The following is a 15440-nucleotide window of genomic DNA, read 5'->3' on the forward strand; positions in this document are numbered from 1 at the left end:
CGCCGGCGGGGGCCGGCGCGGCGCTGCGACGGCTTCGAGGGAGCCGGCGAATTACGGCGCGGCAGGGGGGGAAGCGAGGATGGCGACTTCGTTCGCAGCACGTCTGCGCGCGCCGATACTGGCCGCTTTCGCAGCGCTGGCGACGATGACGTCAGCGTCGGCCGGCGAGCCGGACGGCGCCCCGCCCGAGCCTGTAGAGCCCCAGACCATAGGCGTATTCGGCGACAGCCTGGCCGACGGGCTGTGGGCCGGACTGAACGGCGCGTTTCGCCGCGACGACCGCGTCGCGTCGGTGGAGCGCCTGAGCGAGGTGTCCACCGGTCTCGCCAACTGGGTCTATCGCGACATCGCCGAGAAGACCGAGATTCAGCTCTCCGAGCGGGGCTACGACATCGCGGTGGTCATGTTCGGCTCCAACGACATGCAGGGCATTCGCGACGCGAACGGCGGCGTGCACCGGTTCAGATCGGAAAGCTGGGAAGCGGTCTACCGTGACCGCATCGACCAGATCCTGGCCCAGCTGATCGATCACGGCGCGACGGTCTACTGGGTCGGTCTGCCGGTGATGCGCTCGGACCGCTACGACGCGAATGTGCGCTATCTGAACAGCCTGTTCGAGGAGCACGCCGAGGCCGCAGGCGCGGTCTACGTCTCCACCCGTGCGGTGACTGAAGGTGCGGACGGCGGGTACGCCGCCTATCTGCCCGACGCGCGCGGCGTCGACCGGCTGATGCGCGCCGATGACGGCATCCATTTCACCTTGCCCGGCTATCGCCGCCTCGCGGGACCGGTGGTCGAGGCGATCGAGTACGGCTGGGCGAACCCGCCAGAGCCGGCCGCCGAAGCGCGAGACGGTGAATTCGAAATGCTGAACGTGCTCCAGATGGAGATCGGCGGCGAGCTCTGGATCTGCCGGCGGCCGGAGGACGATCCTTTCGCCGCGCTCGGCGAACCAGCCGGGCGCTAGACCGATGCTGTTTCCGACCCTGGTCTTCGGCGTCTTCTTCGCGGTGGTGCTGGCCGGGGCCTGGGCGCTGGAGTTCTCCAACGCACGGCGCAAGCTTTTCCTGCTCGCAGCGAGCTTCGTCTTCTACGGCTGGTGGGACTGGCGGTTCTGCGCGCTTCTGATCGCCAGCGCCTCGCTGAACTGGTTGGTCGGCAAGGCGATCGCAGCCAATCGGGGCAATGCGGCGGCGGGCCTGTTCACCGCGATCGGCGTCGCGATCAATCTCGCGATCTTGGGGTTTTTCAAGTATTTCGGCTTTTTCGTGGAAAGCGCAGGCGTGGCCCTGGCCGCGCTCGGGCTCGAGCGCGATCTGCCGCTGATCCAGGTCATCCTGCCGGTCGGGATCAGCTTTTACACCTTCCAGGGCATCTCATACGTCGTCGATCTCAAGCGCGGCCAGCTGGAAAAGCCCGCCGGCTATGTCGACACGCTGCTCTACATCTCCTTCTTCCCCCAGCTGGTCGCCGGCCCGATCGTCAGGGCGAAGGAGTTCCTGCCCCAGCTCGACCTCACGCCGAAAATCTCGCGCGGGATGATCGCGCTGGGCGGGCTCCTGATCGTCTGGGGGCTGTTCAAGAAAACCGTGATCGCCGCCGAGCTGGCGGACGGGCTGGTCGATCCGGTCTTCTTCGATCCGGCGAGCTACGGGCCGGTCGATCTGTTGTTCGCGGTCTACGCCTATGCGGTTCAGATCTATTGCGACTTTTCGGCCTATTCGGATATCGCCATCGGCTGCGCGGCGCTCCTCGGCTATCGCTTCCAGCGCAATTTCGACCAGCCCTACCGCGCCAGCAGCTTTCAGGATTTCTGGCGGCGCTGGCACATCTCGCTGTCGACCTGGCTGCGCGACTATCTCTACATCCCGCTAGGCGGAAGCAAGGGCGGGCGGGTCGCGACCGCGCGCAACCTGTTCCTGACCATGTTCCTGGGCGGGATCTGGCACGGCGCGGCCTGGACCTTCGTGGTCTGGGGCGCGTTTCACGGCGCGGCTCTGGTGATCGAGCGGGCGCTCGGGCTGGCCCGGTCCGGCCGGGGGCTGCTTGGTATCGTCCTGACCTTCCATGGCGTGTGCGCGGCCTGGATCCTGTTCCGGGCGCCCGATTTCTCGGTGGCGGCGGCCTATTTCGCGAGCTTCTTCACAGAAGGCGCGGGGCTGATCCTGACGCCGTTCCTCGCCGCCCTGACGCTGGCGGGTCTGGCCATGCACGCCTTGCCGCCCCGAGGCATAGAGCGCTTCGCCGGACTGCTCGCGCGGCTGCCGAGCCCGGTCGCGGCGCTGGTCTTCGCGGGGCTTTTCCTGATCGTCGAGGCCTTGCGCCGGCCCGGCGTCGCGCCCTTCATCTACTTCCAGTTCTAGGAGCGAACCGATGAGAGACGATCCCCTCCGCGACGCGCTCTACGCCCCGCCCGAGGACGGCGCGCAGCATCAGCTCAACCGCATCTGGCTTGCGAATTCGGCCCTGCTGGCGCTGGTGCTCCTGACCGCGACGAACGCGGAGTCCATCGAGCGCTGGGCCGCCTCCAAACCGCCGAACTGGGGTACGGAGACGGTGCGCCTGACCGCCGGCGTGCTGGCCGACCGGATGGCGATGATCGGACTGGACGAACCCCGCCGCGAGATGACCCGGACCTGGGAAAACTGGCGCGAGACAGACTGGGAGGAGCTTTAGGCGAAGCGCTCTGGCGAGAAGACCGACAGGTCGAGCTTCGGCGTGCGGCCGAGCAACCGGTCCGCGGCGTACTCGCCCAGCGCCGGCGCGAACTTGAAGCCGTGGCCGGACAGCCCCGCGATCGTCATCCGGCCCGTCATGGAAACCTGGTCCTCGATCACGAAATCGCCGTCCTTCGTCATCGTGTAGAAGCAGACCGCCGCATCGCTGGGACCGCCGAGCCCCGGAAACGCCCGGCGGGCGAAATCGCGGGGACGCGCCGTGTCGCTGTCCCTCACCGTGCGGTCTACCGTGTCCGGCCCCGCAGCCGGGTCCTCGCCCTGATGGCGGCTGAGCTTCACGCCGCGGCCGGAGACCGCAGGGCCGCCGTAATACCAGTCCCCGCTCTCGTCCTGCAGAGCGAAGGCGGGCATGCGGCCCAGCGCATGCGCGCCGGAGGGGTCCGCGAACCAGGTGTGCACCCGGCGCTCGATGGCGAATAGCCCCGCGAGATCGGGTCTGAGCGATCCGGTCCAGCCGCCCGCGGCGAGCAGCAGGCGCTCGGCGGTGAGCTCGACCGCGCCCGCCTTCACCCGCCATCCGCCGAAGACGCGTTCGAGCGTTTCGACCCGGGCGCCGGTGAAGATCTGCGCGCGGGCGGTGCGGGCTTCTTCGAGGCGGAAGGCGATGCTCGCCTCGGCCATGGCGAAACCGGCGCCGGACTCGAACACGGCCTCCCAGCCCGCGGGCAGCGCTGCGGGACGTGCGTCAGAGCGCTTTTCCAGCGGAATGTCCCAGCGCGCGGCGGACCGGCGCACGCCGGCGATCATGTCACCGCCCGGCGGGCCTGCATAGAGCACGCCTGTGCGATGAAACAGGGTTTCGGGGGCGCGGGCGTTCAGCGCGGTCCACAGCTCGACCGCGCGCCGGGCCAGCGGCACGTACGCCTCGCCCTCGGCGTAGGCGACGCGGAACAGCCGGGTCTCGCCGTGAGAGCTTCCAAGATCATGGGGCGGCTCGGCTGCGTCGAAGCCGGCCACGCAAACCCCCGCAAGCGCCAGCTCGGCCAGCGCCGCCGACCCGACCGCGCCGAGCCCGACGACCGCGACGTCTACGCGCAGGGGGCTACGGCTCAAGTCTCAGCCTCTCCCCCCGCCTTACGGCGTGTGTACTCGATCAACCAGTGATCGGGTTCGAAAAGAATACCGTCTCGCTCCATCGCGACCGCGCGCTCGTGGGCTTCGCGCCAGTAAGGCATGTCGGTAGGTGGATCGATGAGCGAGCCGATCTTGACCAGCGACACGATAACGTCCCGGCGGGCGCCCGCGCTGTCGGGATCGCCCGCCGCGAGATCGCGCGCCAGACCGAGATCTTCCTCATAGGCTTTCAGCGCCTCGCCCGTCCGCCCCTGGGCGGCAAGCATGTCGCCCACCTTGTTCAGGCTCACAGACACGTCCCGGCGCGCGCCTGCGCTGTCGGGATCGCCCGCCGCAAGATCGCGGCAAAGATTGAGACCTTCCTCATAGGCGTTCAGCGCCTCGCCCGTCCGCCCCTGGGCCGCAAGCATGTCGCCCACCTTGCTCAGGCTCACAGACACGTCCCGGCGGGCGCCCGCGCTGTCGGGATCGCTTGCCGCAAGATCGCGGCAAAGATTGAGACCTTCCTCATAGGCGTTCAGCGCCTCGCCCGTCCGCCCCTGCGCCGCAAGCATGTCGCCGACCTTTTCGAGGCTCACCGACACGTCCCGGCGCGCCTCCGCGCTGTCCGGATCGGCCGCGGCCAGATCGCGCGCAATGGCGAGACCTTCCTCATAGGCTGTCAGCGCCGCGCCCGTCCGCCCCTGAGCTCTAAGCATGTCGCCACGTGCGTCGAGCGCCACCGAGCGGTCCCGGTCGGAATCGGCGAGGCCAGATGCATGTTCGGCCTCGATCAGCGCGTCCGCCGTCCGTCCAGCGAGCGCGTAGAGCCGGCTCAGTTCGATTCTGGTCCAGAAGTGATCCGGGTCGTTGTCGCGCGCGTGTTCGAAATTCTTCAAAGCCCGGCCGGTGTTCCGGCCCAGCCAGAGCGCACCGGCCTCGCGAAAGTTTTCTGCAGCCTCGCGCGCGAAATCGTCCTTCGCCGCTTCGGACTGGCGGGCGAGGCCTTCAAGCTGCGCGGCCGCGTCGTCGATCCGGTTTTCCGACAGCGCGACCTGGATCGGGCGCTTGCGGGCGTCCTTCGAGGCGAAGATTCGCTCCACCGCTTCGGTAATCGAGCGGGTTTCGTCAGCGCCGAGCGGGCGGTCGCTCGCACGCTGAATGGAAGCGATGATCCGCTGCTCCATCGCCGCCACGGTCTCGCGCGTCGCGTCGCCGTCTTCGCGCACAGCCGCGCGGGTCTGAGTCGCTTCTTCGGTCACCGTCCAATCGATGGCGTCGAGGCGTTTTCTGACCTTGGCGTCGCGCTTGAGAAACTCGCCGAGCGTCACCCCGGGCGGAGCGAACAGGGTCGACCAGATGGACAGAACCAACCCGGCCGCGCTGGTCAGCGCCGACACGGCGAGCGCGTAGAGCTTCCATGAGGACGGGTCGAGCCGGTCTTCGCCGAGCCCGCTCGCAAAGGTCCCTACGAACGCGCATCCGCCGAGCAATATAAGTCCGAGGGACACGAAGATGAGCTTGATTTTCGCCATGGCGCCGCCTCCGCCCGCATTATCGGCGAGGCGAGCGGCCCGGTAAACCTTCGCGCGAGCCCTACTCCGCCGCGCTGGACGCAGCTTCAGCCGCTTCGCGTTCGGCTTTCATCTTCGCGGCCTTGTCTTCGACGGCCTCGACGATGCGCTCGATCATGGTTTCGTTGGAGACTTTTTCGGTCGCCTTGCCGGCGAAATACATCATGCCCGAGCCCGCGCCGCCGCCGGTGAAACCCAGATCGGTGTAGGTCGCCTCGCCGGGGCCGTTGACCACGCAGCCGATGATCGACAGCGAGATGGGCTCGTGGACATGCTCGAGCCGGCGCTCCAGCGTCTCGACGGTCTTGATGACGTCGAAGCCCTGACGCGCGCAGCTGGGACAGGCGATGATGTTCACGCCGCGGGTCCGAAGGCCGAGAGATTTCAGGATGTCGTAGCCGACCTTGATCTCCTCGACCGGATCGGCGCTCAAGGACACCCGGATCGTGTCGCCGATCCCCGCCCAGAGCAGAGAGCCCAGACCGATCGCGCTTTTCACTCCGCCGGTGCGCAGGCCGCCGGCTTCGGTCACGCCCAGATGGAGCGGCGCGTCGGTGGCCTCGGCGAGCTGCTGATAGGCGGCGACGGTGAGGAAGACGTCGGACGCCTTCACCGAGATCTTGTAGTTCTGAAAATCCAGCTCTTCGAGGATGCGCGCGTGTTCGAGCGCGCTCTCCACCATCGCTTCGGGGCAGGGCTCGCCGTATTTTTCAAGAAGATGGCGCTCCAGCGAGCCGGCGTTCACCCCGATGCGGATCGCGCAGCCATTGTTCTTGGCCGCCTGCACGACCTCGCGCACCCGGTCCATCGAACCGATGTTTCCCGGATTGATGCGAAGGCAGGCCGCGCCGGCCTCGGCGGCCTCGATGCCGCGCTTGTAGTGAAAATGGATGTCCGCGACGAGCGGGACCCTGGCTTCCTTCGCGATGGTCCGGAAGGCGGCGGTGGCATCCGTGTCCGGGCAGCTGACCCGCACGATGTCCGCGCCCACCTCTTCGAGCCGGCGGATCTGGTCGATCGTCGCTTTCGCGTCGGACGTCGGGGTGTTGGTCATCGACTGCACCGAGATCGGTGCGTCGCCGCCCACTTCGACCGAGCCGACGCGGATCTTGCGGCTCTCGCGCCGGTCGATCATGCGCCAGGGGCGGACCTGAGTGTGCGCTTCGACAGACATGGCGTTCTCCGTCCGGGTCGCGTCAGCGGAAGATATATGCCGCCCCGGGCCCGAACGCGAGCCCCCGCCGTCCGGACGAAGGGGGCCGAACGGCGGGGATCGCAGGGGTCTACTCGCGGCGGCGGTCGTCGTCCTGCTTGTCCATCCAGTCGTTTACTTCGCGGTCGGCTTCGTCCTTGGACTTGCCGTAGCGCTCCTGGATCTTGCCAGAGAGCTTCTGGGAGTCGCCTTCGACGGTCTTCAGATCGTCGTCTGTGAGCTTGCCCCACTGGCGCTTGGCGTCGCCCTGAAGCTGGTTCCATTTACCTTTGAGCTGGTCGGCGTGCATGGCGGATCTCCTTTCCTGATACCGGTGAAGGATCAACCGCCTGCACGGCCCGGCCGTTCCCGCGAACGCTAGTTCGACGGCGCCCGCATGGGCTGAAGCGCGCGGGCGTCTTCGGCGACCTGTTCGCGGCGCTGTTCGGGCAGCGCGATCAGCCCGCGTTCGGCGAGATAGCCGAACGGGCCCCAGGCTTCCTCGCTGGTCAGCTCCTCGACGAACGGGACCAGGCCCGGCGCGACGCCCTGATGCTGGGTCTTCACATAGACGTAGAGCGAGCGGGAGATCGGATAGACGCCCTCGGCGATGTTCTCATAGGTCGGCTCCACCCCGTCCACGAGCGCGGCCTGGATCCGGTCGCCGTTCTGCTCGAGGAAGGAATAGCCGAACAGGCCGAAGGCGTTGGGCGCGTTGGCCAGGGTCTGCACGATGGCGTTGTCGTTCTCGCCTGAATCCACCCAGGCACCGTCCTCGCGGATGCGCGCGGCGAGCTGTTCGAAGCGGGACTCGTTGGCCTCCTGGATTTCCGCCAGGCAGTCGATCCGCTCCGCGCCCAGGAACATGCCGAGTTCGACGAAGGCGTCGCGCGTGCCCGAGGTGGGCGGCGGGCCGAACACCTCGATCCGCGAGGTCGGCAGGTCCGGATCGACGTCCGACCAGCGCGTGAACGGGTTCGCCACGAAGCTCTCGCAGCTATAGCCGGCCACATCGGAGAAGCTCGCCCCGGCGCGCAGGGCGCCCGACCCGTCGAGCAGCGGTTCGCCGGCGGCGTTCACAGGCATCGGCACCTCGGCGCTGAGCGCCAGGAACAGGTCCTGCTTTTCGATGTTCATGGCTTCGGATTCGATGGCGTTGCCCAGAACGATGCCGTCAAACCCGATCGGAACCTCGGTGATCGCGGTGACGCCGTTGTCCTGGCACAGCTGGTATTCGCTGGCCTTGATCGGGCGCGAGGCGCCGGTGGCGTCGGGATAGGTCAGCCCCACCCCGGCGCAGAACAGGTTCATGCCCCCGCCTGTGCCGGTCGCCTCGACCACCGGAGTGGGAAAACCGGTCTTCGCGCCGAAATTCTCGGCCACCGCCGTGGTGAAGGGAAAGACGGTCGAGGAACCCACGATCCGCAGGCCCTGCCGGCCGCCTGCGGCCGAGCCCGCCGCGGCCGTGGTCTCTTCGGCGGCGCGTGGTGCGGGATCTTCGGAGACGTCGCTCAGCACGATTTCCTCGCGCTGTTCGCAGCCCGCGATCATGGCCGCCGCAGCGAGGCCGGCGGCGAGGGTGAAACGGTTCATTCAGGTCTCCAGAATCGGCTCGGTCGGGCGCGATGAAACCAGACCGGCGCGTCATGCGTATGACAGTGTGTTGCGGCGGGGTTTGGCCCTTCGGGACGCCTGTTTCAAGGCCTTGCGCTGAGGCGCGCTCCGCCGAGGGAAGACGACGATGGAGCGGACCCATTCCAAGCGAGCCCCCGGACCCCGGAAATTTCACTTTACACCACCCCGGCGATGACTTAGTGCCACCGATCCCGGCGGAGGTGACGATGCCGGATTGGGTTAACAGCAAGCAGGGGGTTCCGTGAGTTGTCACGTTACGATACGCCCCTGGACCTGGTCCGCTCTCGGCCTGTCGAAGGCCCGGTCGCCTGCGCGCGGCCCGATCGACTGACGATCGCAGCGAACTGGTTCCAGACAAATTTTCCGGGCGAGGTCCTTTACGCGGTCAAGGCCAACCCGTCCCCGTGGGTCGTCGATGCGCTTTACGGCGCCGGCATCCGCTGGTTCGACGTGGCCTCTCTGCCCGAGGTCGAGCTGATTTCATCGCGCTGTCCCGGCGCGACCATGGCCTTCATGCACCCGGTCAAAAGCCGGCACGCCATTCGGCGCGCCTATTTCGACCATGGCGTGAAGATCTTCGTGCTCGACTGCGAAGCCGAGCTGAACAAGATCCTTGAAGAGACCGGTCACGCCAGGGACCTCATTCTCGTCGTGCGCCTGGCCGTCTCCAATGACGGCGCGACCCTGCCGCTGGCGGGCAAGTTCGGCGCGGGCGAGGACGAGGCGCCCGATCTCATCCGCAAGGCGCGCGCGCACGCCTGGGAGCTGGGCGTCAGCTTCCATGTCGGCAGCCAGTGCATGGCGCCGAGCGCCTATCGCTCGGCCATGATGGAGGCCAGCCGCCTGATCGTGAAAGCGGGCGTCACCGTGGACATCGTCGATGTCGGCGGCGGCTTCCCGTCGATCTATCCCGGCATGACGCCGCCGCCCATGGGCGAGTACGTCGCGGCCATCCGGTCGGCCTTCGAGGAGATGATGGTCCTTGAAAACGCCGATCTGTGGTGCGAGCCGGGCCGCGCGCTGATCGCCGAGGCGGTGTCGGTGCTGACCCGTGTCGAGCTGGTGAAGGTGAACGCCGTCTACATGAACGACGGCTCCTACGGCTGCCTGTTCGACATCGTTCACGCCAAATGGCCGTTCCCGATGCGCGTGCACCGCGCGGACGGGTCGCCCAGCGAGCAGACCGCGGAGTTCAAGCTTTACGGGCCGACCTGCGATTCCATCGATTCCATGCCGGGCCCCTACGCCCTGCCGGCCGATCTGCGCGAAGGCGACGTGATCGAGTTCGGCATGCTGGGCGCGTACGGCACGGCGATGGCGACGCGCTTCAACGGTTTCGGGGACGTGGAGACCGTCAAGGTCGCCGACTTCCCCTGGGCCTCGATGTATTCCGACGCCGCCGTGCCGCTGCCTGAAACCGGCGGCCGTGTGGTGCCCTTCGCGCGCGGCCTGCGCCGGCGCAGAACCCGACTTATGAAGAGACGTGGATGACTGAGAAATCCAACCGCAAGGCCGAGCTTCTTTCCAGCCCGGTCGAGCATATCGACATCGCCAGCTTCGACGGCCGCGTGATCATCGATGCGTGGGAGAAGATGAGCTTCTCCTCGCGCGACGCCGCGCGCGCTGCGCGGATCCTGCAGCAGGCGGTCGCCGATCCGGACTGCTCAGTGATCCTCACCCTGGCCGGTTCGACCAGCGCCGGCGGCTGCATGCATGTCTGGCGCGACATGGTGCGCAACAACATGATCGACGCGATCGTGGCCACCGGCGCGTCCATCGTGGACATGGACTTCTTCGAGGCGCTCGGCTTCAAGCACTATCAGGCCAGCGAGATCCCCGACGATCGCGTGCTGCGCGATCTGTATATCGACCGGATCTACGACACCTATATCGACGAAGAAGAGCTTCAGACCACCGACCACACGATCGGCGAGATCGCCGACTCCCTGCCCGCCAAGCCGATGTCCTCGCGCGCCTTCATCAAGGCGATGGGCAAGTGGCTGGCCGACGGCAACGCGAAGAAGGAAGGCTCCCTCATCGAGGAGTGCTACCATCACGGCGTGCCGATCTTCGTGCCGGCGTTTTCCGACTGCTCGGCGGGCTTCGGCCTCGTCAAGCACCAGGTCGAGCGCATGAAGAAGGGCGAGGGCTATCTGTCCATCGACAGCGTCGCCGACTTCCGCGAGCTGACCGACATCAAGATCAAGGCGGGCAAGACCGGCCTGTTCATGGTCGGCGGCGGCGTGCCGAAGAACTTCGCTCAGGACACCGTCGTGTGCGCGGAGATCCTCGGCCATGAAGACGTCTCCATGCACGCCTACGCCGTGCAGATCACCGTGGCCGACGTGCGCGACGGCGCCTGCTCGTCCTCGACGCTGAAAGAGGCGTGCAGCTGGGGCAAGGTGGACGTGGCGCTCGAGCAGATGGTCTACGCCGAAGCCACGACCGTGGCCCCGGTCATCGTCTCCGACGTCTTCCACCGCGGCGCCTGGAAAAACCGTCCGCGTCACCGCTACGGCGACATGTTCGAGGACTAGGGTCTACGCCGGTCCTGAAACGAAGCGCCCCGCGGGAGACCGCGGGGCGTTTTTCGTTTCGGCCTCACGCGTGCGCGCTCGGGCCGAAGTCCATCCTTCGGCTCTGCACGAAGGAGTAGAGCCCGTAGCCGGCGAGCGCGAGCGCGCCAAGGACATAGAGGAAAACGCCGTAGGGCTGCTGCCTCAGCCAGGTGATCGCGCCCGACAGCCCCTTCGCGTCGGAAGGGTCGACCTGCCAGCCGGCCAGGATCACGAACACGCCGACCACCATGAACAGCGCGCCGCGCAGCCCGATGGCCGCCGCGATGACGCCGGTCGTCCGGCCCGCCCAGCCGCCGAGGTCGAGATCGTCCTTCCACTCGCCCTTCCAGGCGCGCCAGATCTGCGCCCCGCCGATGCCGAGCAGCACCAGGCCGAGCACGATCGCCAGCGCCGGGCCGAAGGGCTGTTCGAGCAGCCATTGCACGGTCTTCTGCGTCGCGCCGCCACCGCCGCCTTCGCCCTGGTTGCGCCCGAACAGCACCGCGATCGCGGCGAGGCCGACCAGCGCATAGCCTCCGCCCGAAGCGGCCATGCCGGCGCGGGCGAGCGCGCCCTCGGCGTCCCGGCCCTCGTCGGAGGTGTCCATGCCCGCCTCGATGAAGCGCCAGATCGCGTAGAGAAACAGCCCAAGACCGATCGCGGCGAGCAGGATCTGGCCGTAGATCTCGGTCTCCAGCCACTGGAAGGCCTCGCTGGGGCGCACGCCTTCCTGGCCGCCCTCCGCGCCGCCGCCTCCGCCGCCGGGCAGGAACACCGCGCGCAGCATCAGCCCGGCGATCAGGGCGTAGACGACCGCGCGGGCGAACAGCCCGGTCCGGCCGACGATCTCGTAGGTCTTGGAGGTCTCAGGTCGTTTTTGCATGGCCGGTGAACGTTGCCGGGCCCGCTTCGATCCCGCTTGTGCGCATACCCGCCCCGGCCCAGGCGGGGCTCGCCTTCCGTCGGGGCAGGTGTTAAGGCCGGGTCATCCCGCCATTCCAACCGCCGGAGCGCGCCATGGACGCGATCGATTATTCGTTGCTGACCGCTTCTCTGGTCACCTTCTTCGTGGTCATCGACCCGATCGGCGTCGCGCCGATCTTCGCGAGCCTCACGGAAGGCTCGACCGCCGCGCACAAGCGCAAGATGGCGATCAAGTCGGTGCTGATCGCCACGGTCGTGCTGTTCGGCTTCGCGATCGGCGGGGAATGGCTGCTGGGCGCGCTGCATGTGAGCCTGGACGCGTTCCGGGCCGCCGGCGGGGTGCTTCTGTTCATGCTGGCGCTCGACATGATCTTCGAGCACCGCTCCAAACGCCGCGAGGAGCGGGCCGGCGCGCTAAACGAGGCCGACGAGGCGATCCCCGGCACCAACGAGGACATCTCCGTCTTCCCCATGGCGATCCCGATGCTGGCCGGCCCCGGCGCGATCGCCTCGGTCATGCTGTTCATGAGCGAGGCCGAAGGCGACCGGATCGGTCAGGCGCTGGTCTTCGGCGGGATGGGCGCGATCCTTCTGGTCTGCCTGGTCCTGTTCCTGGCGGTGGGCTGGATCATGCGCGTGATCGGCGACACGCTGGCGGCGATGATCACCCGCATTCTCGGCGTGATCCTGGCCGCCCTCGCCGCCCAGTTCATCTTCGACGGGATCGCCGGAGCGCTGCTCTAGGCGGTCTCCACCGGCCTGGGTTCGGCCTTCAGGCGCATGCGCGTGATCTGGTTGCGCTTGCGCTCCAGGATCTCGAACTGCACGCCGTGAAAGCGGAAGACCTGCCCGGCTTCAGGGATGGTCTGCGCCTCGTGGATGACGAGGCCCGCGATCGTCACCGCCTCGTCGTCGGGCAGTTCCCAGTCCAGCGCCCGGTTCACGTCGCGGATGGGCGTCGCGCCCTCGACCATGACGAAGCCGTCGGGCAGCGGCGCGACGCCGGCCACCGCCACGTCGTGCTCGTCCTCGATGTCGCCCACGATCTCCTCGAGAATGTCCTCGAGCGTGATCACGCCCATCAGCCCGCCATACTCGTCGATGACCAGCGCGAAGTGCTCGCGCTTCACCCGGAAGGCGTTGAGCTGCTCCTGAAGCTCGGTCGTCTCGGGAATGAACCAGGGCTCGCGCTTGATCGCCTCGATGTCGATCTTCGCCGCGTCTCCGCCGGCCTGGTGCAGCGCCCGGGCGAGGTCGCGCACATGCAGCACGCCGACGATGTTTTCAGGATCGTCCTGGAACAGCGGCAGGCGCGTATGCGGGCTCGTCAGCGCGGTCTCGACGAGGTCGGCGCGCGACTGGTCGATGTCGAGCATGACCAGGTTCTTCCGGTGCACCATGACGTCGTCCACGGTCAGCTCGCGCAAATCGAGCACGCCGCCGAGCATGTCGCGGTCGGTCTTCACCACGCCGCCTTCCTGATGATGCAGGTCGATATGACCGCGGATCTCCTCGTGCGCGCTGAGGACCGGGCCTTCGACATTGGCGCCGAGCAGACGCAGCGCGAACCGCACGACGAGCTGAACCGCCGCCACGACCGGCGCGAAAATGGTCACGAAAAAGCGCAGCGGCAGCGAGACGACCAGCGCGAGGCGGTCGGGGTTGGACAGCGCATAGGTCTTGGGCATCACCTCGGCGAAGATGAGCACGAGGAAGGTCATCACCAGCGTGGCGATGGGCACGCCCGCCTCGCCGAACATCGCCAGGAACACCGCCGCAGCGATGGACGAGGCGAGGATGTTCACCAGGTTGTTGCCCAGAAGAATCGCGCCGATCAGCCGCTCGCGGTCGGCGATGAGCAGGTTCACCCGCTTGGCGCGGGCGTCCTTCTCCTTTTCCAGCGAGAGCATGCGCGCCTTCGAGGTCGCGGTCAGTGCGGTCTCCGAGCCGGAGAAAAAGCCCGAAAAGGCCAGAAGGCCCAGCACCGCCAGGGCGGCCCACCCCATCCAGGGTTCGATGGTCATCGCGTGTCGAGGTCCTCGCTCAGAAATTCAATCAGGTCGCGGTCGTCCGCGCCGGGTGACACATAAGCATCGCCGATCGCTCTGGCGAGGACCAGCGTGATCGCACCGCCTGCGTTTTTCTTGTCAGAGCGCATACGCTCCACCAGCTTTGCCGCAGTGTAAGGCCCGCCAGTAAGCGCGCGGGCAGAGGAAGGCAGGCCCACCGCCTGCAGATGCGCGCACACCCGCGCCGCAGCGCCGGGCGCGCAGACGCCGGTGCGTTCTGAATAGGCGAAGGCGAGCACCAGCCCCGCGGCGACCGCCTCGCCGTGCACGAGGGCCCCGGGCGCGGCCTCCGCCTCGAAAGCGTGCGCGAAAGTGTGCCCGAGATTGAGCAGGGCCCTCACGCCGGATTCCCGTTCGTCCTCAGCCACGATGCGCGCCTTGAAGGCGACTGCGTCGGCGATGGCATCGGTCAGCGCCTCGCCTTCCAGCGCGGCCGGTCCCAGCGCTTCGAGCCGATCGAACAGGGCGGCGTCGTTTATAAGGCCCGCCTTGACAATCTCGGCGTAGCCCGCACGCATTTCCCGGTCGGACAGGGTCGCCAGAAACGCAGTGTCCGCTATCACGAGGTCAGGCTGGTGGAAGGCGCCGACCAGGTTCTTGCCCGCCTTCGTATTGATCGCCGTCTTGCCGCCCACCGAGCTGTCGACCTGGGCCAGCAGCGTGGTGGGGATCTGGACAAAGCGCGTGCCGCGTTTGGTGATCGCGCTCGCAAAACCGGCCAGGTCGCCCACCGTGCCCCCGCCGAAGGCGATCAGCGCTTCCCCGCGCTCCATGTTGGCGTCGAGCAGGCCGTCGACGAGCGTCTGCAGGCCGGTCCAGCTCTTGGCCCCCTCACCGGCTTCGATCTCGAAGATCACAGGCGTGAGCCTGGCCGCGCCGAGCGCGGCGTTCAGCGCCTCGCCATGCAGCGAAAGCGCAGCCCGGTCTGCTGCGATCAACGCCCGGCCGCGCGGGCAGAGCGCAGCCAGACGGCCCGCCGAAGCGGTGAGCGCGTCCTCGCCGATCAGGACCTCATAGGAGCGCTCGCCGAGTTCGACGGGAACGGTTCTGATCGCGCTCACGGCGTGCGCTCCTGAAAGGCGGCGAGCGCGTCCAGAACGCGTTCGACCGTGGTGTCGTGGCTCGACGCATCGCTGTTGATCGCGATGTCGGCTTCGGCGTAGGCGGGTTCGCGAACCTTCGCCAAGCGTGTCAGCACGGCCCTGGGATCATCGTTCTCCAGAAGCGGCCGCGCGCCGGGCCGCCGCGCGGTGCGCTCGACCAGCGTATCGACATCCGCACGCAGCCAGATCGAGACGGCTTCGCGCTTGATCAGGGCGCGCGTATCGGGATCGACGAAGGCGCCGCCGCCCAGCGCGAGCACCATCGGTTCGTTCTCCTCAATCAGCCGGGCGATCACCTTGCGCTCTCCGTCGCGGAAGGCGGCCTCGCCGAAATCGGCGAAGATTTCGGGCACGGTCCGGCCTGCGGCTTCGGCCACCGCCTCGTCGGCGTCCGCGAAGCGGCGGCCCAGGCGGGCGGCCAGCCGGCGCCCGATCGTGGTCTTGCCGACGCCCATAAGCCCGACGAGGGCGATCGTCCGGCCGGGCGCGCTGTGGGAAGGCTTCGCGCTCATGGTCGTGCGAGCTATAAGCCATCGCGGCTCTGAGGGGCAATCTCGCGCGTTAAGGCCCTTCGGCGTCTGGAAAACGCCGCAT

Annotated in this window: 15 protein-coding genes; 6 read left to right on the top strand and 9 right to left on the bottom strand. The window is 67.7% G+C overall.

All coding sequences use genetic code 11. The features are described 5' to 3' along the window. Window positions 1–79: 79 nt before the first annotated feature. Genes ABL308_01480 through ABL308_01490 form a run of 3 tightly spaced genes read left to right on the top strand, consistent with a single transcriptional unit; the run spans window position 80 to window position 2676 of the window. Window positions 80–967, top strand: a complete 888-nt coding sequence (locus ABL308_01480) for a DUF459 domain-containing protein (protein ID XBQ16558.1) — start codon at window positions 80–82, stop codon at window positions 965–967. Between the two features lie 4 nt (window positions 968–971). After that, window positions 972–2363, top strand: a complete 1392-nt coding sequence (locus tag ABL308_01485) for an MBOAT family protein (protein XBQ16559.1) — start codon at window positions 972–974, stop codon at window positions 2361–2363. A gap of 10 nt (window positions 2364–2373) precedes the next feature. Further along, window positions 2374–2676, top strand: a complete 303-nt coding sequence (locus ABL308_01490; protein XBQ16560.1) for a hypothetical protein — start codon at window positions 2374–2376, stop codon at window positions 2674–2676. On the opposite strand, the gene solA is transcribed toward ABL308_01490, so the two are convergent. From solA to ABL308_01515, 5 genes are all read right to left on the bottom strand, one after another. Beyond that, window positions 2673–3791: an N-methyl-L-tryptophan oxidase gene (gene solA / locus ABL308_01495; protein XBQ16561.1), complete on the bottom strand. Its 1119-nt coding sequence runs from the start codon at window positions 3789–3791 to the stop codon at window positions 2673–2675. The genes ABL308_01490 and solA overlap by 4 nt on opposite strands. After that, window positions 3788–5326, bottom strand: a complete 1539-nt coding sequence (locus tag ABL308_01500; GenBank protein ID XBQ16562.1) for a hypothetical protein — start codon at window positions 5324–5326, stop codon at window positions 3788–3790. Before ABL308_01500 ends, solA begins: the two co-directional genes overlap by 4 nt. Window positions 5327–5387: 61 nt before the next feature. Then, window positions 5388–6539 (bottom strand): flavodoxin-dependent (E)-4-hydroxy-3-methylbut-2-enyl-diphosphate synthase, encoded by a 1152-nt coding sequence (ispG, locus tag ABL308_01505; GenBank protein XBQ16563.1) that lies wholly within the window; start codon window positions 6537–6539, stop codon window positions 5388–5390. Window positions 6540–6648: 109 nt separating this feature from the next. Then, a complete protein-coding gene (locus ABL308_01510) occupies window positions 6649–6867 on the bottom strand; it encodes a CsbD family protein (GenBank protein XBQ16564.1) in 219 nt (72 codons plus the stop codon). A 68-nt stretch (window positions 6868–6935) separates the two neighbouring features. Continuing rightward, entirely contained in the window at window positions 6936–8150 is a 1215-nt protein-coding gene (locus tag ABL308_01515; protein XBQ16565.1) for a substrate-binding domain-containing protein, read from the bottom strand. Between the two features lie 288 nt (window positions 8151–8438). On the opposite strand from ABL308_01515, the gene ABL308_01520 reads away from it, so the two are divergent. Continuing rightward, on the top strand, window positions 8439–9683 hold the full coding sequence (locus tag ABL308_01520; GenBank protein ID XBQ16566.1) for a type III PLP-dependent enzyme: 1245 nt from the start codon (window positions 8439–8441) through the stop codon (window positions 9681–9683). Next, the gene (locus tag ABL308_01525) at window positions 9680–10729 is read left to right on the top strand and encodes a deoxyhypusine synthase (protein XBQ16567.1); all 1050 of its coding nucleotides are present in this window, start codon (window positions 9680–9682) and stop codon (window positions 10727–10729) included. Before ABL308_01520 ends, ABL308_01525 begins: the two co-directional genes overlap by 4 nt. Before the next feature lie 64 nt (window positions 10730–10793). Here the strand turns inward: ABL308_01525 and ABL308_01530 are convergent, their stop codons facing one another. Further along, window positions 10794–11633: a DUF1206 domain-containing protein gene (locus tag ABL308_01530; protein XBQ16568.1), complete on the bottom strand. Its 840-nt coding sequence runs from the start codon at window positions 11631–11633 to the stop codon at window positions 10794–10796. Window positions 11634–11767: 134 nt separating this feature from the next. Between ABL308_01530 and ABL308_01535 the strand changes: the two genes are divergently transcribed. Beyond that, window positions 11768–12418 (top strand): MarC family protein, encoded by a 651-nt coding sequence (locus ABL308_01535; protein XBQ16569.1) that lies wholly within the window; start codon window positions 11768–11770, stop codon window positions 12416–12418. Here ABL308_01535 and ABL308_01540 read toward each other — a convergent pair. Genes ABL308_01540 through ABL308_01550 form a run of 3 tightly spaced genes read right to left on the bottom strand, consistent with a single transcriptional unit; the run spans window position 12415 to window position 15358 of the window. Beyond that, entirely contained in the window at window positions 12415–13698 is a 1284-nt protein-coding gene (locus tag ABL308_01540; GenBank protein XBQ16570.1) for an HlyC/CorC family transporter, read from the bottom strand. The genes ABL308_01535 and ABL308_01540 overlap by 4 nt on opposite strands. Beyond that, the gene (gene aroB, locus ABL308_01545; protein XBQ16571.1) at window positions 13695–14804 is read right to left on the bottom strand and encodes a 3-dehydroquinate synthase; all 1110 of its coding nucleotides are present in this window, start codon (window positions 14802–14804) and stop codon (window positions 13695–13697) included. Before aroB ends, ABL308_01540 begins: the two co-directional genes overlap by 4 nt. Then, on the bottom strand, window positions 14801–15358 hold the full coding sequence (locus ABL308_01550) for a shikimate kinase (protein XBQ16572.1): 558 nt from the start codon (window positions 15356–15358) through the stop codon (window positions 14801–14803). Before ABL308_01550 ends, aroB begins: the two co-directional genes overlap by 4 nt. Window positions 15359–15440 lie beyond the last annotated feature (82 nt).

The sequence above is a fragment of the Oceanicaulis sp. genome, from assembly GCA_040112665.1.
Taxonomy (GTDB): Bacteria; Pseudomonadota; Alphaproteobacteria; order Caulobacterales; family Maricaulaceae; genus Oceanicaulis.